Source organism: Janthinobacterium sp. HH104, assembly GCF_001758715.1.
GTDB lineage: Bacteria > Pseudomonadota > Gammaproteobacteria > Burkholderiales > Burkholderiaceae_D > Janthinobacterium > Janthinobacterium aestuarii.
The window spans coordinates 143,016-162,507 of the sequence record NZ_LRIB01000013.1; the positions used below are offsets into that span (position 1 = coordinate 143,016).

20 protein-coding genes are annotated in these 19,492 nt (G+C 61.3%); 13 read left to right on the forward strand and 7 right to left on the reverse strand.

Features of this window, described 5'->3' with window-relative positions; all coding sequences use genetic code 11:
• Positions 1-17 precede the first annotated feature (17 nt).
• A complete protein-coding gene (locus JAB6_RS01510) occupies positions 18-476 on the reverse strand; it encodes a cache domain-containing protein (protein ID WP_070301115.1) in 459 nt (152 codons plus the stop codon).
• Positions 477-758: 282 nt separating this feature from the next.
• Here JAB6_RS01510 and JAB6_RS01515 point away from each other — a divergent pair, with 282 nt between their 5' ends.
• The 5 genes from JAB6_RS01515 (at position 759) to JAB6_RS01535 (ending at position 6,492) form a co-directional block, all read left to right on the forward strand.
• Positions 759-2,123 carry a KamA family radical SAM protein gene (locus tag JAB6_RS01515; RefSeq protein WP_070301116.1) on the forward strand — a complete coding sequence of 455 codons (1,365 nt, stop codon included), beginning with the start codon at positions 759-761 and terminating at the stop codon, positions 2,121-2,123.
• A 2-nt stretch (positions 2,124-2,125) separates the two neighbouring features.
• Entirely contained in the window at positions 2,126-3,475 is a 1,350-nt protein-coding gene (locus tag JAB6_RS01520) for a nitrate/nitrite transporter (RefSeq protein WP_175444473.1), read from the forward strand.
• On the forward strand, positions 3,420-4,268 hold the full coding sequence (locus JAB6_RS01525; protein ID WP_070301118.1) for a fumarylacetoacetate hydrolase family protein: 849 nt from the start codon (positions 3,420-3,422) through the stop codon (positions 4,266-4,268). The genes JAB6_RS01520 and JAB6_RS01525 overlap by 56 nt, the downstream gene beginning before the upstream one ends.
• Positions 4,268-4,834 carry a carboxymuconolactone decarboxylase family protein gene (locus JAB6_RS01530; protein ID WP_070301119.1) on the forward strand — a complete coding sequence of 189 codons (567 nt, stop codon included), beginning with the start codon at positions 4,268-4,270 and terminating at the stop codon, positions 4,832-4,834. Before JAB6_RS01525 ends, JAB6_RS01530 begins: the two co-directional genes overlap by 1 nt.
• A gap of 104 nt (positions 4,835-4,938) precedes the next feature.
• A complete protein-coding gene (locus JAB6_RS01535; RefSeq protein WP_254671412.1) occupies positions 4,939-6,492 on the forward strand; it encodes a S1C family serine protease in 1,554 nt (517 codons plus the stop codon).
• Between the two features lie 56 nt (positions 6,493-6,548).
• Here JAB6_RS01535 and JAB6_RS01540 read toward each other — a convergent pair whose 3' ends face one another.
• The 3 genes from JAB6_RS01540 to yjgA form a co-directional block, all read right to left on the reverse strand.
• Positions 6,549-7,217 carry an alpha/beta hydrolase gene (locus tag JAB6_RS01540; RefSeq protein WP_070301121.1) on the reverse strand — a complete coding sequence of 223 codons (669 nt, stop codon included), beginning with the start codon at positions 7,215-7,217 and terminating at the stop codon, positions 6,549-6,551.
• Entirely contained in the window at positions 7,214-7,843 is a 630-nt protein-coding gene (mog, locus tag JAB6_RS01545) for a molybdopterin adenylyltransferase (protein ID WP_058048219.1), read from the reverse strand. The genes JAB6_RS01540 and mog overlap by 4 nt, the downstream gene beginning before the upstream one ends.
• A 76-nt stretch (positions 7,844-7,919) precedes the next feature.
• Positions 7,920-8,519, reverse strand: coding sequence for a ribosome biogenesis factor YjgA (yjgA, locus tag JAB6_RS01550; protein ID WP_034746337.1), 600 nt, complete (start codon positions 8,517-8,519; stop codon positions 7,920-7,922).
• Positions 8,520-8,615: 96 nt separating this feature from the next.
• Here yjgA and pmbA point away from each other — a divergent pair, with 96 nt between their 5' ends.
• A complete protein-coding gene (pmbA, locus tag JAB6_RS01555) occupies positions 8,616-9,968 on the forward strand; it encodes a metalloprotease PmbA (protein ID WP_070301122.1) in 1,353 nt (450 codons plus the stop codon).
• A 37-nt stretch (positions 9,969-10,005) separates the two neighbouring features.
• Here the strand turns inward: pmbA and JAB6_RS29845 are convergent, their stop codons facing one another.
• Both JAB6_RS29845 and JAB6_RS01565 read right to left on the reverse strand, forming a co-directional pair.
• A complete protein-coding gene (locus tag JAB6_RS29845) occupies positions 10,006-11,709 on the reverse strand; it encodes a methyl-accepting chemotaxis protein (protein WP_070301123.1) in 1,704 nt (567 codons plus the stop codon).
• A gap of 378 nt (positions 11,710-12,087) precedes the next feature.
• Complete coding sequence (locus tag JAB6_RS01565; protein WP_070301124.1) at positions 12,088-13,212, reverse strand: M14-type cytosolic carboxypeptidase; 1,125 nt, start codon at positions 13,210-13,212, stop codon at positions 12,088-12,090.
• Between the two features lie 140 nt (positions 13,213-13,352).
• Here JAB6_RS01565 and JAB6_RS01570 point away from each other — a divergent pair, with 140 nt between their 5' ends.
• Entirely contained in the window at positions 13,353-13,607 is a 255-nt protein-coding gene (locus JAB6_RS01570) for a hypothetical protein (RefSeq protein WP_070301125.1), read from the forward strand.
• A 97-nt stretch (positions 13,608-13,704) separates the two neighbouring features.
• Here JAB6_RS01570 and paaX read toward each other — a convergent pair whose 3' ends face one another.
• Entirely contained in the window at positions 13,705-14,634 is a 930-nt protein-coding gene (paaX, locus tag JAB6_RS01575) for a phenylacetic acid degradation operon negative regulatory protein PaaX (RefSeq protein WP_070301126.1), read from the reverse strand.
• Positions 14,635-14,901: 267 nt separating this feature from the next.
• Here paaX and paaA point away from each other — a divergent pair, with 267 nt between their 5' ends.
• The 6 genes from paaA (at position 14,902) to paaG (ending at position 19,491) form a co-directional block, all read left to right on the forward strand.
• Positions 14,902-15,891 carry a 1,2-phenylacetyl-CoA epoxidase subunit PaaA gene (gene paaA, locus JAB6_RS01580; RefSeq protein ID WP_034746354.1) on the forward strand — a complete coding sequence of 330 codons (990 nt, stop codon included), beginning with the start codon at positions 14,902-14,904 and terminating at the stop codon, positions 15,889-15,891.
• 28 nt (positions 15,892-15,919) lie between these two features.
• The gene (paaB, locus tag JAB6_RS01585; protein ID WP_034746356.1) at positions 15,920-16,204 is read left to right on the forward strand and encodes a 1,2-phenylacetyl-CoA epoxidase subunit PaaB; all 285 of its coding nucleotides are present in this window, start codon (positions 15,920-15,922) and stop codon (positions 16,202-16,204) included.
• Positions 16,204-16,971: a 1,2-phenylacetyl-CoA epoxidase subunit PaaC gene (paaC, locus tag JAB6_RS01590; RefSeq protein ID WP_302622636.1), complete on the forward strand. Its 768-nt coding sequence runs from the start codon at positions 16,204-16,206 to the stop codon at positions 16,969-16,971. The genes paaB and paaC overlap by 1 nt, the downstream gene beginning before the upstream one ends.
• Complete coding sequence (gene paaD / locus JAB6_RS01595; protein ID WP_070301128.1) at positions 16,971-17,504, forward strand: 1,2-phenylacetyl-CoA epoxidase subunit PaaD; 534 nt, start codon at positions 16,971-16,973, stop codon at positions 17,502-17,504. The genes paaC and paaD overlap by 1 nt, the downstream gene beginning before the upstream one ends.
• 40 nt (positions 17,505-17,544) lie before the next feature.
• Entirely contained in the window at positions 17,545-18,624 is a 1,080-nt protein-coding gene (gene paaE / locus JAB6_RS01600; protein WP_070301129.1) for a 1,2-phenylacetyl-CoA epoxidase subunit PaaE, read from the forward strand.
• Between the two features lie 75 nt (positions 18,625-18,699).
• Positions 18,700-19,491, forward strand: coding sequence for a 2-(1,2-epoxy-1,2-dihydrophenyl)acetyl-CoA isomerase PaaG (paaG, locus tag JAB6_RS01605; protein WP_034746364.1), 792 nt, complete (start codon positions 18,700-18,702; stop codon positions 19,489-19,491).
• The last annotated feature ends 1 nt before the right edge of the window (position 19,492 follow it).

Consider the following 19,492-nt stretch of genomic DNA (forward strand, 5'->3'; position numbering starts at 1 on the left):
TGCGCGCCGCCCCCGTCTTATTTTTTGTAGATGCCCGCTTCCAGCACCACATCGTTGACGCGCAGAATGTAGGTGGTCTTCGGCTCGATCTTGCCGCTGACGGGATTCTTGTACTGGTAATCGACCCAGCCCTTGCCCTGCTTTTGTGCCAGTTCAATGATTTCACGGCGATATTTCTTGCCGTTCGCATCGGGCACATCCGTCAAATCCTTGCCCACGATGGAAGGATTGATGGGGTGGGCCAGCACGATGCCCGTCTTGATGTCGCGCATGTCCACATATAGCGAGCCCTGCACGAAGTCCGGGTCTTTCGCCGTGATTTTCTTCATCATTTCTTCCTTGCCATGCGCCTTCATGAAGGCGGCGCCCCGTTCGGCCATGGCGATCGCATCTTTTTCCGTTGGTTCGACCGCGGCACTGACGCTGCCGCCGGCAAATGCCAGGCACAGCAGGCTGCCCGTGAATAAGCGTTTCATGAAAGCTCCTTGTGATATCGAGGGAAGTGTTGCCAAGACGTAATTTACGTCGCCGAAGTTCGTCTCAGCTTGCGTTGGAACAAACTAAGGTGTTGCTTGTAGGCAGCATGCAACGTCTCGACGGCTTGTTGATATGCAGCAATTTGGTTCCGAATGGCAAGAATTATGATGACTTTTGCAGCATGCCTGGGTGATCTGGCATGCGGGAGAAAAAGGCTGGGATTGGCCGATATACGGTCAATTTCATAAAAGTTATCGCTATTTACAGGCAAGGAGCCGATCGTGTCCGCACTCATTACCGAGCCGTTTTCACCCAAGTTCAAGCCGTATACGCGGCAAACCATTCAGCAGGCGCGGCAGTGGGAATGGCTGCCGGAAGAGCAGCGCGAAGCCGTGCAAGTGGTGTCGCACGTCTTGCCATTTCGCACCAATGAATATGTGCTTGATCAACTGATCGACTGGAACAACATCCCTGACGACCCCATCTACCGCCTCGTCTTCCCCCACCGCGACATGCTGCCACCCGAGCAGTACGCGCACCTGCGCGACTTGGTGCTGGTGCAGCGCGACAAGGCGGCCATTGATGCCTATGTGCATGGCTTGCGCCTGGGCATGAATCCTCATCCTGCCGGGCAGATGACGCATAACGTGCCCCGGGTTAACGATGCGCCCGTGCGCGGCCTGCAGCATAAATATGCACAAACGGTGCTGTTCTTCCCCAGCGCGGGGCAGACCTGCCACGCGTATTGCACTTTCTGCTTCCGCTGGCCCCAGTTCGTCGGCATGGACGACATGAAGTTCGATGCGCGCGAGTCGCATGAGCTGGTTGCTTACCTGAAACTGCATCCGGAAGTGACGGACGTGCTGATCACGGGCGGCGACCCGATGATCATGAACACGCGGCAACTGGCCGCCTACCTGGAGCCGCTGCTGGCGCCGGGCCTGGAACACATCCAGAACATTCGCATCGGCACCAAGGCGGTGGCGTATTGGCCGCAGCGTTTTGTATCGGACCGCGATGCGGATGAGTTGATGCGCCTGTTCGAGCGCATCGTCAAGGCGGGCAAGAACCTGGCCGTGATGGGCCATTACAGCCATGCCGTCGAGTTGCGCCAGAACATTGCCCAGCAAGCCGTAAAACGCATCGTCTCCACGGGCGCCACCTTGCGCATGCAGGGGCCGCTGATCCGTCACATCAATGAAGACCCGGCAAGCTGGGCCGAGCTGTGGCAGACGGGCACGCGTCTGGGGGCGATTCCGTATTACATGTTTGTCGAACGGGACACGGGTCCGCGCGGCTATTTCGAGTTGCCCTTGGCAAAGGCGCACGAGATTTTCCAGGCCGCCTACCAGATGGTGTCGGGCCTGTCGCGCACGGTGCGCGGACCGTCCATGAGCGCCTTCCCCGGCAAGGTCGTCATCGACGGCATCGTCACCATCAATGGCGAAAAACTGTTTGCCCTGCAATTTTTGCAGGCACGTAACCCGGACTGGGTGCGCCGGCCGTTTTATGCCAAGTTCGACGCGGAAGCGACGTGGCTGGACCATTTGAAACCCGCATTTGGCCACGACAAGTTTTTCTTTGAAATGGATGAGCCCGTGCCGCAGTTGCCGCATAAAATCATCCGCCTGGCACAGGCCGCCTGAGCATGCACGCGGCCGTTGCGCCTGCCCGCTCCGGCGTGGCCGTGTTTTGCCTGGTGTTCCTGCCGTTCGCGCTCGGGCATTACCTGTCGTGTCTGCTGCGCGGCGTCAATGCCGTGCTGACGGCCGAGTTGCTGGGCGCCATCGCCCTGACACCAGCCCAGCTGGGCCTGCTGACCAGCGCTTTTTTTCTCGCCTTTGCGCTCGTGCAACTGCCGATCGGTATGGCGCTCGACCGCTACGGTCCCCGCGCGGTGCAACTGTGGCTGCTGGCGCTGGCGGCCTTGGGCGTGTGGCTGTTCAGCCGGGGTCACAGCTTTGCCGAGCTGATGTGGGCGCGTGCCTTGATGGGCGCGGGGCTGGGCGGCTGTTTCATGGCCGCCGTGAAAGCGGTCTCGTGCGCCATCGCGCCATCGCGCCTGCCGTCCGTGCATGGCTATCTGATCGCTGTGGGTGGCCTCGGTGCTGCCACGGCCACCATGCCCGTCAAGCTGGCGCTGCACTACACGGACTGGCGCGGCGTCTTCCTGGGCCTGGCGCTGGCGGCACTGGCCATCGGCTTGCTGATCCGCCTGCTGTCGCCAGCCATGCCCGCGCCTGCCGCTGGCACGAGCAAGGTGAGCAAGGTCAGTGTCTGGAGCGTGTACCGCGATCCCGGCTTTCGCCGCACCATCGCGCTGATCCTGCTGCCGCACACTGTGTTCTTTGGCGTGCAGGGCTTGTGGATAGGCCGCTGGCTGGCCGACGTGGGCGGCTTGTCCGACGATAACGTCGCGTATTTGTTGTACCTGGGCATGGCGGCCGTCATCTTCGGCGCCATCGGCATGGGCATGCTGACGGAGTGGGCGGGGCGGCGCGCGATTGAACCAATGCAGGTGGCGGGCGCCGGCATCGTCCTGTTTGTCGGCGTGCAAGTGGCGATGGCCAGCAATATGGTGCCCAGCCTGCCTTTGCTGTCCGTGCTGTTTACCTTGCTGGGCACGGTGACAGGGCTCGAGTATGCGATCGTCGCGCAAAGCATGCCGGCCAGCTTGACGGGCAGGGCGGCCACCTGCCTGAATTTGCTCATTTTCACGGGCGCCTTCCTGGTGCAGGCGGGCTTTGGCTTGATCCTCGGCTGCTGGCCTCTGAACAGCCAGCAGCAGTATCCGCCGCAGGCCTACCAGGCGGCGTTCGGCGTGCTGGCGGCCTTGCAACTGCCGGGACTTGCGATGTTTTTCATTGACCGCTACAGGCGTGCCGGGCCATCCGGTAAAATGGCAGCCTGCACAGCGGCAATGATCAACTCCAAGGAAGACTATGAAACTCGTTCGTTATGGACGTCCAGGCAAGGAAAAACCGGGCCTGATCGATGAAGAAGGCAAACTGCGCGACCTGTCCGGCGTGATTGCCGATATTGACGGCGCACAACTGTCCGACAAGGCCCTGCGCAAGCTGGCCAAGCTCGACGAAAAGACCTTGCCCTTGGTGCGCGGCAATCCACGCTTCGGCGTGCCGCTGGCGAAAGTCGGCAAGTTCATCGGCATCGGCCTCAATTATGCGGATCACGCGGCCGAGTCCGGCATGGCTATTCCCGCCGAACCCATCGTTTTCATGAAGGCCATTACGTGCCTGAATGGCCCGGACGACAATGTCGTGTTGCCAAAAGGTTCGAAAAAAACGGATTGGGAAGTGGAGCTGGGCGTGATCATCGGCACGCGCGCGCAATACGTGAGGGAAGAGGACGCCTTGAAATACGTGGCCGGCTATTGCGTCGTCAACGACATTTCCGAGCGTTCGTTCCAGCTGGAGCGGGGTGGCCAGTGGGATAAAGGCAAGGGCTGCGACACCTTCGGCCCTGTCGGCCCGTGGCTGGTGACGCGCGATGAAGTCATCGACGAGCAGGACCTGGACCTGTACCTGGAAGTCAACGGCAAGCGCATGCAGACCGGCAATACGCAAACCATGATCTTCACGGTGGCGCAGATCGTCAGCTATTTGTCGCAATTCATGACCCTGGAACCGGGCGACGTCATCGCCACGGGCACGCCGCCGGGCGTGGGCCAGGGCCGCAAGCCGCAGCGCTTCCTCAAAAAAGGCGACAGCATGCGCCTGGGTATCGCCGGCCTCGGTGAACAGCAGCAGGACGTGGTCGCCTGGACCGCTTGATGGCCGGTAGCGATATCGACCGTTTGCCCGCGTTGCCGCTGGACCAGCTGGACCCGCAGCAGCGCGCGGCGGCGCAAGCCATCATCGACGGCCCGCGCGGGGCGCTGTACGGCCCCTTCGTGCCGCTGATCCGCAGCCCCGAGCTGATGGAAACGGCGCAGCGCATGGGAGAGTACCTGCGCTACCGCAGCGCGATCGGCACGCGGTTGTCGGAACTGGCGATCCTCGTGACGGCGCGCCAGTGGGACCAGCAAGTCGAGTGGGCCATCCACGCGCCGCTGGCCGTGCAGAACGGCATCGCGCAAGCGGCCGTGGACGCCATTGCTGAACGGCGCGTACCGCTTGCCCTGAAAGACGATGAGCAAGCCGTGCACGACTTTTGCATCGAGTTGCAGCAGAACAAGCGGATCAGCGCCGCCACGTATGCGCGGGCGCTGGCCCTGTTTGGCGAGCACGGCGTGGTCGACTTGATGGGCATCAATGGCTACTACACCTTCCTGGCCATGGTGATGAATGGGGCACAGACGGCCGTGCCGGCATTGGGCGTGCCGCCCATGCCCGCCTGATGAGATGAGTTTAGAGGAGTTCTTCGGCAAAGATGGACAAAGTGTAATGAAGTTGCAATTATTCAATATATAATTTTACTTCCCTTCCATTGCCAACAAGCTCAATGAAAACTCGTCCGTGCTTCACCCTGATGGGCCGCGCCTTCCTGGCGCTGGCCCTTTCTTTTTGCCCCTTGATGACGGTGCGTGCGCTTGCCGCCGAGACGGCCGCCAGCGCCAGCGCTTCCGCCCTGGAAAACTCCGTCGTCAAGGTGTTTTCCACCCTGCGCGGGCCTGATCCGTACAAGCCGTGGAGCAAGGCCGCGCCGCAAGAGGTGACGGGCTCCGGGGTTGTCATCGAAGGCCGCCGCATCCTCACCAATGCGCACGTGGTCGGCTATGCCAGCCAGGTGCAGATCCAGGCCAACGGCGCCGGCGACAAGATCCCGGCGACCGTGCTGGCCATCTCGCGCGGCATGGACCTGGCTTTGCTGAAAATCGACGACGACAGTTTTTTCGCCAGCCACAAAGCCGTGCCGCGCGCCAATGTGTTGCCCGACGTGCGCGATGCCGTGCTGGCGTATGGCTATCCGACGGGCGGCACGTCGCTGTCGATCACCAAGGGCATCGTCTCGCGCATCGAATTCGTGCGCTACAACTTCCCCGTCTCCGGCCTGCGCATCCAGATCGATGCGGCCATCAACCCGGGCAATAGCGGCGGCCCCGTGATTGCCGGCGACAAGATGATCGGCCTGGCCTTTGCCGGCATGCTCAATGCGCAAAACATCGGCTACATCATCCCCAACGAGGAAATCGAGCTGTTCCTGCGCGATCAGGAAAGTGGCGCGCCCAAGGGCAAGCCGGCCATGCGCGATGTGACGCAAACGCTGGAAAACCCCGCGTTGCGCACCTATCTGAAGCTGGCCAAGGGTGTCGAGGGCGCTGTCGTGATGACGCCGGCCAGCAAGGATGCGGCCTACCCGCTCAAGGAGTGGGATGTCATCACGCATATTGGCGATTTTCCCATCGACAACCAGGGCATGGTCAAGCTGAATGCCAACAGCCGCGTGCGCTTCCAGTACCGGGTGCAGCAGCTGGCGAAAGACGGCGAACTGCCGCTGACGGTGGTGCGCCAGGGAGCACCCCTGAAAATCAAGGTACCCGTCTCGGCCGCGCATCCGATGCTGATCGCCGGGCTGCAGGGCAATTACCCGTCCTATTTCATCTTCGGCCCGATGGTGTTTTCGCGCGCCACCACGGAATTCATGGCGGCGCCGAATGGCAACCCGGCGATCCTGGGCGGCATGGCGTTTGCCGGCAATCCGCTGGCCACGCGGCGCGGCGATGCGCCCGATAGCGAGCGCGACGAGCTGGTGGTGATCGCCGCGCCCTTCTTCCCGCACAAGCTGATGAATGGCTACAGTACCCGTTTCTTCTCGGTCGTTGATTCCGTCAATGGCGTGCGCGTGCGCAGCCTGGCGCATCTGGTGGCCTTGCTGCGCGACCAGACCGATGACTTGCTGACCTTCCGCTTCCAGCAGCGCGATGCGGAAATGGTCGTCGTGCCCCGCAAGGACATGCTGGCGGCGACGGAATCGATACTGACGGACAACGGCATCCGCTCGGAAGCATCGCCCGACATGCTGAAAATCTGGAATGAAAAAACGCCGGTGAACTGATCGTTCCCGGCGTTTCGCAAGACAACAGGCGCGGCGCACACCGCGCCTGTTTTATTTTATGCCAGCACTTTTTTCAGCCACGCGCCGATGGCGTCGATCTCTTCCTGGCACAGCGAGTGCTGCATCATGTATTCGTGCCATTCCACCTTGTAACCCATGCCGGTGAGCAAGTCACGCGACTGCTGTGCGCGGCCGACCGGCACCACGGGGTCGGCCGTGCCGTGCGCCATGAAGACCGGCGTCTGCATGCTTGCCGGCGTGCGTTCGGCCGCCGTCTTGTCGGCCAGCGGCAGATAGCCGGACAGGCACATCAGGCCGGCCAGCGGTTCCGCGTGGCGCAAGCCCGTTTGCAAGGTCATGGCGCAGCCTTGCGAGAAGCCTGCCAGGATGATGCGGCTGGCGGGAATGCCGCGCGCCTTTTCGCGCGCGATCAGCGCTTCGATCTGCGCCTGCGAGGCACGCAAGCCAGCCTCATCTTCGCGGCGCACGAGGTCGTTCACGAGAATGTCGTACCAGGCGCGCATCACATAACCGTTGTTGATGGTGACGGGCATGGTGCCGGCGCTGGGGAAAATGAAGCGGATGGCGGGGCAGCCGCGCAAATCGAGTTCTTTTACCAGAGGAACGAAGTCGTTGCCGTCTGCGCCCAGGCCGTGCATCCAGATGATGGCGACGGTAGGATTCGGTGCGCTGTCGAGTTCTATGGTTTCCAGCAAGTTGCTCATGTGTTTTCCTCTGGTAATGGTTGCGCCGGACGCAGCGCTGATTTGGGGCGGAAGGCCTTGCAGATGGCCGGATCGGTTTCCATGTAGGGGCCACCGATGAGGTCGATGCAATATGGCACGGCGGCAAAGATGCCGTTCACCAGTTGCACGCCAGCGGCGTCTTTCAAGCCTTCCAGGGTTTCCTTGATGGCTTTCGGCTGGCCCGGCAAGTTCATGATCAGGGCGGCGCGCTCGGGCGTTTCGCGGATCACGGCCACCTGGCGCGACAGGATCGCCGTCGGCACGAATTGCAGGCTGATCTGGCGCATCTGTTCGCCGAAACCGGGCATTTCCTTGGTCCCGACGGACAAGGTGGCGTCCGGCGTGACGTCGCGCCGCGCCGGTCCCGTGCCACCCGTCGTCAGGATCAGATGGCAGTGGCTCAGGTCGACCATGTCGATCAGGGTGTTTTCAATTTGCGAACGCTCGTCCGGGATCAAACGCTTTTCCAGGCGGAATGGCGTGCGGATGGCGGCGGACAGCCAGCTTTCCAGGGCCGGGATGCCCAGGTCTTCATATACGCCGCCGCTGGCGCGGTCCGAGATCGACACGAGGCCGATAATCAATTCGTCTTCTATCGTGGTCATGGGGCACCTGTCTATGTCGTAAAAAAACCGGGCTGATCCCGGTTTTTCGTCAATGCTGGGGTCAGCCCCCAGTTTTTTACTCGTCGTCTTCGCCTTCAACGTCATCTTCGTCGGCATCTTTCTTGCCGCCGTTTTTCTTCTTGGCGATCTCTTTCAAAATCTGGAAGATTTCACGGTAGGCTTTTGGCGGCTTGTTCTCGGCTTGCTCCTTGCGGGCATTGCGGATCAGGGTGCGCAGGTGCTGAACGTCCAGTTCCGGGTTTTCCGACAGCAAGACGGTCAACGCCTTGTCGTCCGTCAACAGCTTGTCGCGGCGGCGTTCCATCGCGTGCATATTGGCCGTGTCGGCTTTCGACAAGCCTTTCCAGCTATCGATGGTGCGTTGGATGGCGGCAACTTCTTCTTCATCCAGGGTGCGCATCTTCTTGCCCACGTATTGCAGCTGGCGGCGGCGGCCTTCGTGGTCCTTGATTTGCTGGCATTCGAGAATGGCGTCGCGCACGTCTTCCGGCATCGGGACGCGCTTGACGCGGTCGCGTGCTTCATTGACGAGTTCTTCGCCCAGCTTTTGCAGGACGGTCATCTGGCGTTTGAGTTCCGATTTCGACGGACGTTCATATTCCTGTTCGAATTCGGTCGATTGGAAGCCGCAAGCTCCCCGGTTTGGATTTGGCATGATATATAAGGCGGGAGAGGACTTGTGGACCGCTCCTGTAAACTGTAAACGACTGCTATGATAACCTTTTTAGCGGCTTTCCGAAGAAAACAGCGCATGAACGACTCCGTATTTACCCATAGTCAAGAGCAATTGCAGCAACTAGCCCGTGATGTGTTGTCTTTTGCGCGGGAAGCGGGCGGCACCGACGCTGCCGTCGAAGTCAGCGAAGGCGGTGGCCTGTCCGTTTCTGTACGAAAAGGCAAGATCGAGACGATCGAGCAAAACAAGGACAAGGGCATGGGCGTGACCGTGTTTGTCGGCAAGAAGCGCGGCAATGCCAGCACTTCCGACTTTTCGCCGTCCGCCCTGCGCGCCACGGTGGACGCGGCCTACAACATCGCCCGCTTCACGGCCGAGGACGATTGCGCGGGCCTGGCCGACGCGGACATGCTGGAAATGTCCCCCCGCGACTTGCAACTGTTCTATCCGTGGCTCATTTCCACCGAGGAAGCCGTCGCACTGGCCCAGCGGGCCGAAGCGGCCGCGTTCGCCGTCGACCCGCGCATCACCAACAGCGAGGGCGCCAGCGTGCACGTGCAGCAATCGCACTTTGTGTCCGCCAATTCGCGCGGCTTCATCGGCGGCTACCCGTTTTCGCGCCACACCCTGTCCGTGGCGCCCATCGCCGGCAAGGGCGCCAAGATGCAGCGCGACGACTGGTATTCATCCGTGCGCGACGCGTCCAAAATGTCGAGCCCGGAAGCCATCGGCCGGTACGCCGCCGAGCGCGCTCTGTCGCGCCTGAATGCGCGTAAACTCGGCACGCGTACTTGCCCCGTGCTGTTCGAGGCGCCGCTGGCGGCCGGTTTGCTCGGTACTTATGTGCAAGCGACCTCGGGCGGCGCCCTGTACCGCAAGTCCACGTTTCTGAACGACTCGCTGGGCACGCAAGTGCTGCCGTCGCATGTGCAGATCTTCGAAGACCCGCACGTGATCGGCGGCGTCGGTTCGGCGCCGTTCGATGAAGAGGGCGTGAAAACCGTCAGCCGCGACGTCGTCAAGGATGGCCTGGTGCAAGGCTATTTCCTGTCGACTTACACGGCCCGCAAGCTGGGCATGCAGACGACGGGCAACGCGGGCGGTTCGCACAATCTGTACCTGACCTCCAAGCTGACGGCCGCCAGCGACGATTTTGTCACCATGCTGAAAAAGCTGGGCACGGGCTTGCTGGTGACGGAACTGATGGGGCAAGGAACCAATTACGTGACGGGCGACTATTCGCGCGGCGCCTCCGGTTTCTGGGTCGAAAACGGCGTCATTCAATACCCGGTGGAAGAAATCACCATCGCCGGCAACATGAAGGACATGCTGCGCAACATCGTGGCCGTGGGCGCCGACGCCTTGCGCCGCGGCACCAAAGAGACGGGGTCCATTCTCATCGAGAGCATGGTGGTGGCGGGCGGCTGAGGCGCAGGCTGATGTATGCCTTGCGGCAGGTCCTGCCTTAGTACTGTTCCCACTCGGCATCGGCGACCACGGCCAGGGTGCCCGCCTTGCCTGCTTTCCTCGCGAGCGCTGCCGTAACGCGCGGCGCGGCGGCCGGCTTGGCTGGCGCGCGTGCCGGAGCGCGGATGGCTTGCACCTGCGCCGGCGGCAGCGCCTGCGTGCCGTCGAGCTTGAACACGCTGACGGCTTCGGCCAGGATGCCGGCCTGATCCTGCAGGGCTTCGGACGCGGCGGCGGCCTCTTCCACGAGGGCCGCATTTTGCTGTGTCACGGCATCCATTTCCGTGATGGCCTGGTTGATCTGTTCAATGCCCGTTTCCTGCTCGTTGCTGGCGGACGTGATCTCGGCCATGATGTCCGTGACGCGCCGCACGCTGCTGACGATCTCTTCCATGGTGCTGCCCGCCTGGTTCACGAGGCTGCTGCCGAGGTTGACCTGGTGCACGGAGTCGTCGATGAGGATCTTGATTTCCTTGGCGGCGGAGGCGGAGCGGTGGGCCAGGTTGCGCACTTCCGTGGCGACCACGGCAAAGCCCCGTCCCTGCTCGCCCGCCCTGGCCGCTTCCACGGCCGCATTCAGGGCCAGGATATTGGTCTGGAAAGCAATGCCGTCGATGACACCGATGATGTCGACGATTTTCTTCGACGAGGCATTGATGGAGTCCATGGTCGTGATCACTTCGGCCACTACCTGCCCGCCCTTGCTGGCCACGCTGGAGGCCGATTGCGCCATCTGGTTGGCCTGGCGCGCATTTTCACCATTCTGCTTGACGGTGGACGTCAGTTCCTCCATCGACGAGGCCGTTTCTTCCAGCGAGCTGGCTTGCTGTTCCGTGCGCGACGACAGGTCCATATTGCCGGAGGCGATTTCACGCGAGCCGTGGGCGATGGCATCCGTGCCATGGCGTACGCGCGCCACGATGCCTTGCAGATTGTCATTCATCTCTTTCAAGGCCCGCAGCAGCAGGCCTGTTTCATCGTTGCCGCGCACGTCGATGGTGAGCGACAAGTCGCCGGCTGCCACCCGCTGCGCTACCTTGACGGCTTCGGCTATGGGGCGGCTGATGGAACGGCTGATCAGGATGGCCAGCGCGATGGCAATGGCCGTCGCGGCGATCGAAAGGGACAGGCTCAGGATGATGGCCATGCGCCCATCGGCGCCGGCTTGCTTGCCTTCGCTTTCCATCAGCGATTCCTGGAAGCTGGCCATGGCCGCCAGTGCCGTCAGGAATTTTTCTTGCGGATAACGCAGCTGCGTCAGCAGGAAAATGCCCGCCGTTTCCGATTTGCCTTCTTGTAACAGCTTGATATTCGCATCGCGCGTCTTGCCATAGCCTTCGTGGCCGTTCGCCACGGCCTGGAACAGCTCCTGCCCCTTGGGCGTGTTGACCAGGACTTTCAGGCGCGCCAGCAGTTCCACGTTCTTTTTGACCGACGCCTGTACCTTGTTCACGGAACTGCTGACTTCATCGGCATCGTTGGCGCCGATGATGGCGATACTCAGGAGGCGAGCCTGGATATTGACCTCGGACTGTATCGCATTGGACAGCATGACCTTGACATAGCGGTCATTGAGGATTTTTTCCGTCGAGGCATTGATATTGCGGATGCGGCTGATGGAAACAAATGCCACCATGATAAGCAGGACAATGATCAGGCCGAAACTGAAGGCCAGGCGGGTACTGATTTTAAGCTTGGACATAGGGTATTCATCCTCGGCGGAAAGCGGAAAGCGTGCACTGGGCATCGTTCTTGCGGACAGGTGGCGTCCGTCCGTGACGATGCTGATGCGGTCAGTGTGCGTTACAGAGAGCTAGCTCGGCAGGTATGGGGCCGTGATGTCAAGGGCAATGCCATGGATGCGCACTGCAGGGCGCCGGCGAGGTGGCCAGCGGCGTATTCTTGAGGGGCCGCGCAGAAGGGCACGGTCCGATTTTGTTGTTTAGTGTAGGACGATAATTTCTGACAGGCAAGATGTTCGCGCAAAAAATCACCGGACCAGCAACGCTTGCCGCGCGGGCAAAAAAAATGCCCCGGCGAGCGGGGCATGGGATCAAGCGGGCCGATCTGGCCCTGGCGTTCAGGCGCGCAAGGTGGACAGGATAGGCTGCAGCACGGCCGCACCCAGGGCGGCGCTGCGGGCGCCGCTCCAGCCCGTTTGCGGGTCGGGATCGTTGGCATTGTCCTTGAACGGCAATTCCAGGGTCAGCGACAGGCAGCCGAAGGCGTGCGTGATGTGGGGCGAACCCATGGTCAGCACTTCCGGCGTGAACGGGCCGTCTTCGTAGCCGTGCTCATCCTGGAAGTCGGGGCTGGCCACCTTGAAGTCGGCGATGAAGCGGTCTTGCTCGGCTTTTTGTGCTGGCGTGAAATTTTCCAGCGCATCGCTGCCAGCCACGAAGACGTAAGGCAAACCTTCGTCGCCATGCACGTCGAGGAACAGGTCGCAGCCGATTTCATGCATTTTCTGTTTCACCAGGAATACTTCCGGGCTGCGTTCCATCGTCGGCGTCATCCATTCGCGGTTCAGGTTGGCGCCGGCCGCGTTGGTGCGCAGGTTGCCATGCACGGAACCGTCCGGGTTCATGTTCGGCACCACGTAGAAGACGGCGTCCTGCAGGCACTGGCGGGCAAACGGATTGGCCTGGTCCAGCAAGGCTTCGAGCATGCCTTCGACAAACCATTCGGCCATCGTTTCACCGGGATGCTGGCGCGCGATGATCCAGACTTTTTTCTCGGCATCGGCGTCGCCGACCACCAGCAGATTCATGTCGCGGCCTTCGATGGTGCTGCCCAGGTCGATCAGGCGCACCAGCGGCGACGCTTGCGCGCTGTCGATCAGGGCCAGGTGGCGGTCCCATGGGTACGGCTCGAAGTAGGCGTAGTACACGCTTTCTTCTTCGGGCGTATGTTCGATCGTCATCACGGTGCCGTCAAAGCTGGTCGGCACGCGGAACCAGGTTTCGCGGTCGTAGCTGGCGACGGCCTGGTAATCTTTCCAGCCGTCCGGGTAGGCCGACTTGCCTGCGTTCATGAAGCGGATCGTGCACGCCTCGCCTTGCGCGCCTTGCAGGCGGAAGTAAAACCACTGCGTGATGTCGGCGTGGGAATCCTTGCGGATGTTCAGCTCGATGGAGTGGGCATCGTCGGCGCGCAGCACCTCGATCGCGCCGGCGTCGAATTGCTGGCTGATTTTAATGGTCATGAGTGTTCCTGATAAAAACGTATGGGTTTTGCATCGTGTGCAATGGCCCGATGATACCCGTTTTACCCGTGCCTTTGTGCTGGCGCAAACGATGACGGACATGCTTTGCTAACGTGGAAGCTCCAACATGGGAGATCATCATGGATGACAACGGCAAACACATACGCGAACTGGAAAAGAAAGTCAGCGCCCTCAGCGACGCCCTGGCGCATCTGGGCAAGGGCACGACCTTGCAGGAATTGCTGCGCATCATACGTTTCCCCGGCTATACGACGCCGGCCGAATACACGTTCAACGTCGCCATCCTCGACACCATGCTGGTGCAGGTCAATGCGCTGGAAAAGCTGGGGCAGGATTTGCTGGCAGGGGCCAAGCAAGTAGTGGTGAAGCAGTGAACGCCTGAGAAAATGCCCATGGCGGCGTTGCGTGGCCTTGGCGTACTAGTCGTACTGCCTGCGGCCACGCGCCTGGCCCTGAACATTTTTCAGACGTTCAAGTAGTCAGACCGCCAAAACGTTCAAAAAACCACGGCTCGACGTCGGGGGCATGCGCATCCTCGCGCCGCAATGTCGCCAGGATATGTTCCTCGGCCGCCGCATACGTGATGCGGTACAGGTCGCGCGCCAGCGTATACGCTTGCGTGCCGGGCCACGGTTCGGGTAGCAGTTCGACGGGCAGTTGCGGGTCGTGCAACTGCACGCGGCGGTAGGCGTGCGTCAGCAGCGAGCGGATGACGAACGCCTGCTCCGCGTCGAACACGGGTTCTTCTTGCAGCAGGGTCAGCAGCGGCTGGAAGCTGGCGATGAATTTTTCGTAGCCGGCCATCACTTCCGACAAGTCCCAGCAGTCGCCCACCATGTCGCGCAGGGGGCGCGTGCTCACGCCCGGCAATTCCGTGGTGTGGCAGACGTACAGCTTGCCCTGCACCTCGTTGCGCACGAGGATATCTTCCAGCGCTTCCGCATTGCTGGCGGGGTGGCCGAAGATGCCGGGAGAAATCAAACCATAGCCGGCCCACAATAATTCCTTGCGCAGCGCTCCCCGCTCGGCGGCGCCGATGCTGCCGGCCGGTCCGATCACCAGGGTCCAGCTGCCATCCCAATGCACGACCAGTGGCGCATAGATGCGGCGGTAGGCGCGTTCGAAGCGGGCCAGCGCCTCCGGGCGTATCGTATAGGCACTGCGGCGGCCGTCGCGTTGCGAGCTGAGCCAGCCTTCCTGCGCCAGGCGGAACACGCTGGTGCGCAATAGCCGGTCATTGACGCCGAATGGCGCCAGCAGTTCGATCAGGCTGCCCAGCCAGATGGCGCCGCCGCGCGGCACGATGGCGTCGCCAAAGATGGTCATCACCAGGGACTTCGAGCGCGGTGGGTCGCTTTCCAGGAAATCGGCTATCCATGCCGTGCAGCGGGTGTTCTTCATGTGGTTCCGGTCTGGCCGTGTTGCGGTCGAATCAATAAAAGCAGCAGTTTACTTGGCTGCGCGGGTAGCGCGGCAATAATTTGCCGGAAGCGCTGGTGGCGCTTTATGGTGTTTTCTCATAAGCAATATCATACGCACAAAAAAGCGGCACAAGATACGATTTTTTAAAATGATTCATATCAAGTGTATGCAAATCGTTTTTTGTATCGTATTATCTGTTCATCGCACCGCGTTGCTGCGCAAAATCAAAGACATGGGAGACACATCATGTACGCACAAATGGTTGAAACCGGCCTCAAGAACGTCCGTTCCCTCGACGACATGGGTCAAGAAGAGCGCGCTTTCCAGGCGCGCATCGACGAAGGTATCAAGATCGAGGCCAAGGACTGGATGCCGGACGCCTACCGCAAGACTCTGATCCGCCAGATTTCGCAGCACGCACACTCGGAAATCGTCGGCCAGTTGCCCGAAGGTAACTGGGTCACGCGCGCCCCGACCCTGAAACGCAAGTCCATCTTGCTGGCGAAGATCCAGGACGAAGCGGGCCACGGCCTGTATCTGTACAGCGCCGCGGAAACCCTGGGCGTGTCGCGCGACGACTTGCTGGCCGCCTTGCACTCGGGCAAAGCCAAATATTCGAGCATCTTCAACTATCCGACCCTGTCGTGGGCCGACATGGGCGCCATCGGCTGGCTCGTTGACGGCTCCGCCATCATCAACCAGATTCCCCTGTGCCGCTGCTCATACGGTCCATATGCGCGCGCCATGATTCGCGTGTGCAAGGAAGAATCGTTCCATGCGCGCCAGGGCTACGACATCATGATGTCGCTGTGCAAGGGCACGCCCGAGCAGAAAGCCATGGCGCAGGATGCGCTGAACCGCTGGTGGTGGCCATCCCTGATGATGTTCGGCCCGTCGGACGCCGCCTCCGTCAACAGCGCCCAGTCGGCGCAATGGCGTATCAAGCTGTTTTCGAACGATGAACTGCGCCAGCGCATGGTCGACCAGACCGTGCCGCAAATCGAATACCTGGGCTTGACCGTGCCCGATCCCGACCTGAAGTTCAATGCGGAGACGGGCCACTATGAATTCGGCGAGATCGACTGGTCCGAGTTCAACAACGTCCTGAAGGGCAATGGCCCGTGCAACCGCGAACGCCTGCAAACGCGCGTCAAAGCGTATGAAGACGGCGCATGGTTCCGCGATGCCTTGGTCGCGTATGCAGACAAGCAAGCTGCTAACAAAGCGGCAGCGTAAATACATAAGACAGATAGGGGATAGCAACATGAGCAAAGAATGGCCATTGTGGGAAGTTTTCATCCGCAGCCAGCACGGCCTGGCGCACAAGCATGTGGGCAGCCTGCACGCGTCCGACGCCACCATGGCGGTCAACCATGCGCGCGACGTCTACACGCGCCGCAATGAAGGCGTGAGCATCTGGGTGGTGCGCGCGGCCGATATCGTCGCCAGCAGCCCCGGCGACAAGGGCGCCCTGTTCGAACCGTCGAACAGCAAGGTGTACCGCCATCCCACCTTCTTCCCGATGCCGGAAGAAGTCAAGAACCTGTGATGGGAGCGCCTGCAATGGATGACAAGGTCAATTACCTCTTGCGCCTGGGCGATAACGCCCTGATCCTCAGCCAGCAGCTGTCGCAGCTGTGCGGCAAGGGGCCGGCGCTGGAAGAAGACATGGCGCTGACCAATGTGGCGCTGGACTTGCTGGGCCAGACGCGCTTGTGGTTCAGCTATGCGGCCGAACTGGAAAACGCGGGCCGCGACGAGGACGACATCGCCTTTTTGCGCGACGCCCACGACTTCAAGAACTGCCTGCTGGCCGAACAGCCGAACGGCAATTACGCCGACACCATGATGCGCCAGTTCTTTTTCGACAGCTGGCATTACTTTCAGCTGCTGGAGCTGACGAAATCGACGGATGCGCGCATCGTCGAAGTGGCGCAAAAGTCGATCAAGGAAGTCACGTATCACTTGCGCCGTAGCGGCGACCTGATCGTGCGCCTCGGCGATGGCACGGCCGACAGCCACGCGAAGACGCAGGCCGCCGCCGACAAGCTGTGGATGTACACGGGCGAGATGTTCACGTACGACGCCGTCGACCAGGCCATGGTCGCCGCCGGCATCGCGCCGCCATCGGACGTGCTGCGCCGGGCTTTCCTCGAACACGTGGCCGAGATCTTCGCCGAAGCCACCTTGACCATGCCGGCGCCCGACGCCTGGATGCAAAAAGGCGGCAAGCAGGGCACGCACACGGAACACCTGGGTTTCATCCTGGCCGAGATGCAGTTCCTGCAGCGCGCCTATCCCGGGGCGGAGTGGTAATGAACACGGTCGCTGGCGCCACGGCGCTGGACGCCGCCCAGGTCTGGGCCTGGCTCGGCGACGTGCCGGACCCGGAAATCCCCGTCATTTCGGTGGTGGACCTGGGCATCGTGCGCGCCGTCGAAGTCACGGATAGCGATGCGTGCATCGTGACGATCACGCCCACGTATTCGGGCTGTCCGGCCATGCAGGTGATCGCCGACGCCGTCACGGAAGCCTTGCGCAGCCATGGCGTGGCCAAGGTGACCTTGGTGAACCAGCTGGCGCCCGCGTGGACGACGGATTGGATGAGCGAATCGGGCAAGGCCAAGCTGAAAGGCTATGGCATCGCCCCGCCGCAGCAGCAGGTGATCGATATCAGCGGTTTGCGTGGCGGCGTCAAGCGCCAGGCCATGCCGAAGCTGGACGTGATTTGCCCGAACTGCGGCTCGACGCACACGCAGCTGACCAGCCAGTTCGGCTCCACGCCGTGCAAGGCCCTGTACAAATGCATCGATTGCCGCGAACCGTTTGACTACTTCAAGTGCCACTAAAAAAATCAGGCACACGTTCCGAAGAAACTGGAGATGAAGCATGAGTAAATTTTATCCGCTGTGCGTGGCCAACGTGCGCAATGAAACGCGCGACACCATCGCCGTCACGTTCGACGTGCCATTTGAATTGCAGCAGCAGTTCCGCTTCCAGCAAGGCCAGCACCTGACCCTGCGCGCCAATATCAATGCGGAAGACGTGCGCCGCTCGTACTCGATCTGTTCGGCGGTGCAGGACGGCACCCTGCGCGTGGCCATCAAGCGCACGCCCGGCGGCGCCTTTTCCACCTGGGCGAACGACACCCTGAAAGCTGGCGCCACCATCGAGGTGATGCCGCCCATGGGGCACTTCAACGTGCCGCTCGATTGTGTCAACCGCAAGCACTACCTGGCCTTTGCGGCCGGCAGCGGCATCACGCCCATCCTCTCCATCATCAAGACGACCCTGCTGACGGAACCCCTGAGCCGCTTTACCCTGTTCTACGGCAACCGCGCCTCGTCGTCCGTCATCTTCAAGGAAGAATTGACGGACTTGAAAGACGTGTACCTCGAGCGTCTGAACCTCGTGTACGTGATGAGCCGCGAGCAGCAGGACATCGAATTGTTCAACGGCCGCATCACGCAGGAAAAATGCGAGCAGTTTCTGCAGCACTGGATCAAGGTGGAAGACTACGACAATGCGTTTATCTGCGGCCCGGAAGACATGATGCTCGGCGTCTCCGCCGCCCTGCAGGCGGCCGGCATGCCCAAGCAGAACATCAAGATCGAACTGTTCGCCGCCAGCATCCCGAAAAATGCCCACAAGCCGCGCGCCCAGTTGGCCGCCGACGCCGTGCAGGAAACGGAAGTGACCGTCATCATGGACGGCAACCACACCACCTTCACGATGGACAAGGACAAGGAATCCATCCTCGACGCGGGCCTGCGCGCCGGGCTGGACATGCGCTACTCGTGCAAGGGCGGCGTATGCTCGACCTGCCGCTGCAAGATCCTCGACGGCAAGGTCGAAATGGACGTCAACTACGCGCTGGAAGACTACGAAGTGGCGCGCGGTTTTGTCCTCAGCTGCCAGAGTTTTCCTGTCACCGACAAGGTGATTGTCGATTTCGACCAGGCTGAATAAATGCCGGGGTCAGACCCGCCGGGTCTGACCCCAGATTTCCGCTGCGGGCCAATAAATAAAATAGCGAGACACGCCATGACCTACCAAAACATCCTCTTCACCATCGAGCAGGGCATCGCCACGTTGACCCTGAACCGTCCCGACAAGCTCAATAGCTTTACGCAAGCCATGCACGAGGAAGTGCGCGACGCGATCGCCAAGGTGAACGCCGACAGCACCGTACGCGTCTTCGTGCTGACGGGCGCGGGCCGCGGCTTTTGCGCGGGTCAGGATTTGTCCGACCGCGCCGTGGAGCCGGGTTCGAAGGGCGTGGACCTGGGCGAATCGGTGGAAAAGAACTATGCGCCGCTGGTGCTGGCCTTGAAGGCTTTGCCCATGCCCGTGATTTGCGCCGTCAACGGCGTGGCTGCCGGCGCGGGCGCCAACCTGGCGCTGGCCTGCGACATCGTCATCGCCGGCAAGTCGGCCAGTTTCGTCGAAGTGTTCTGCAAGCTGGGCCTGATCCCGGACACGGGCGGCACCTTCTTCCTGCCACGTTTGATCGGTTCGGCGCGCGCCATGGGACTGGCCATGCTCGGTGAAAAACTGACGGCGGAAAAAGCGGAAGACTGGGGCCTGATCTGGAAATGCGTCGAGGATGCAGAACTGGCGCAGGAAACGCGCAAGCTGGCCGTGCACTTTTCCACGGCGCCGACCAAGGGCCTGGCCTACACCAAGCAGGCGCTGGCCGCCAGCGGCGCCAATACCTTGCCGCAGCAGCTGGCGCTGGAAGCGCGCATGATGAGCGATCTCGGTAACAGCGACGATTACCGCGAAGGCGTGGCCGCCTTCATGGAAAAGCGCGCACCGCAATTCAAGGGACATTGAT

Bases quoted from the DNA above. Each gene is read 5' to 3' on its own strand.
- JAB6_RS01510 (WP_070301115.1), bottom strand. From the start codon at position 476: ATGAAACGCTTATTCACGGGCAGCCTGCTGTGCCTGGCATTTGCCGGC.
- JAB6_RS01520 (WP_175444473.1), top strand. From the start codon at position 2,126: ATGCACGCGGCCGTTGCGCCTGCCCGCTCCGGCGTGGCCGTGTTTTGC.
- JAB6_RS01525 (WP_070301118.1), top strand. From the start codon at position 3,420: ATGAAACTCGTTCGTTATGGACGTCCAGGCAAGGAAAAACCGGGCCTG.
- JAB6_RS01530 (WP_070301119.1), top strand. From the start codon at position 4,268: ATGGCCGGTAGCGATATCGACCGTTTGCCCGCGTTGCCGCTGGACCAG.
- JAB6_RS01535 (WP_254671412.1), top strand. From the start codon at position 4,939: ATGAAAACTCGTCCGTGCTTCACCCTGATGGGCCGCGCCTTCCTGGCG.
- JAB6_RS01540 (WP_070301121.1), bottom strand. From the start codon at position 7,217: ATGAGCAACTTGCTGGAAACCATAGAACTCGACAGCGCACCGAATCCT.
- mog (WP_058048219.1), bottom strand. From the start codon at position 7,843: ATGACCACGATAGAAGACGAATTGATTATCGGCCTCGTGTCGATCTCG.
- yjgA (WP_034746337.1), bottom strand. From the start codon at position 8,519: ATGCCAAATCCAAACCGGGGAGCTTGCGGCTTCCAATCGACCGAATTC.
- pmbA (WP_070301122.1), top strand. From the start codon at position 8,616: ATGAACGACTCCGTATTTACCCATAGTCAAGAGCAATTGCAGCAACTA.
- JAB6_RS29845 (WP_070301123.1), bottom strand. From the start codon at position 11,709: ATGTCCAAGCTTAAAATCAGTACCCGCCTGGCCTTCAGTTTCGGCCTG.
- JAB6_RS01565 (WP_070301124.1), bottom strand. From the start codon at position 13,212: ATGACCATTAAAATCAGCCAGCAATTCGACGCCGGCGCGATCGAGGTG.
- JAB6_RS01570 (WP_070301125.1), top strand. From the start codon at position 13,353: ATGGATGACAACGGCAAACACATACGCGAACTGGAAAAGAAAGTCAGC.
- paaX (WP_070301126.1), bottom strand. From the start codon at position 14,634: ATGAAGAACACCCGCTGCACGGCATGGATAGCCGATTTCCTGGAAAGC.
- paaA (WP_034746354.1), top strand. From the start codon at position 14,902: ATGTACGCACAAATGGTTGAAACCGGCCTCAAGAACGTCCGTTCCCTC.
- paaB (WP_034746356.1), top strand. From the start codon at position 15,920: ATGAGCAAAGAATGGCCATTGTGGGAAGTTTTCATCCGCAGCCAGCAC.
- paaC (WP_302622636.1), top strand. From the start codon at position 16,204: ATGGGAGCGCCTGCAATGGATGACAAGGTCAATTACCTCTTGCGCCTG.
- paaD (WP_070301128.1), top strand. From the start codon at position 16,971: ATGAACACGGTCGCTGGCGCCACGGCGCTGGACGCCGCCCAGGTCTGG.
- paaE (WP_070301129.1), top strand. From the start codon at position 17,545: ATGAGTAAATTTTATCCGCTGTGCGTGGCCAACGTGCGCAATGAAACG.
- paaG (WP_034746364.1), top strand. From the start codon at position 18,700: ATGACCTACCAAAACATCCTCTTCACCATCGAGCAGGGCATCGCCACG.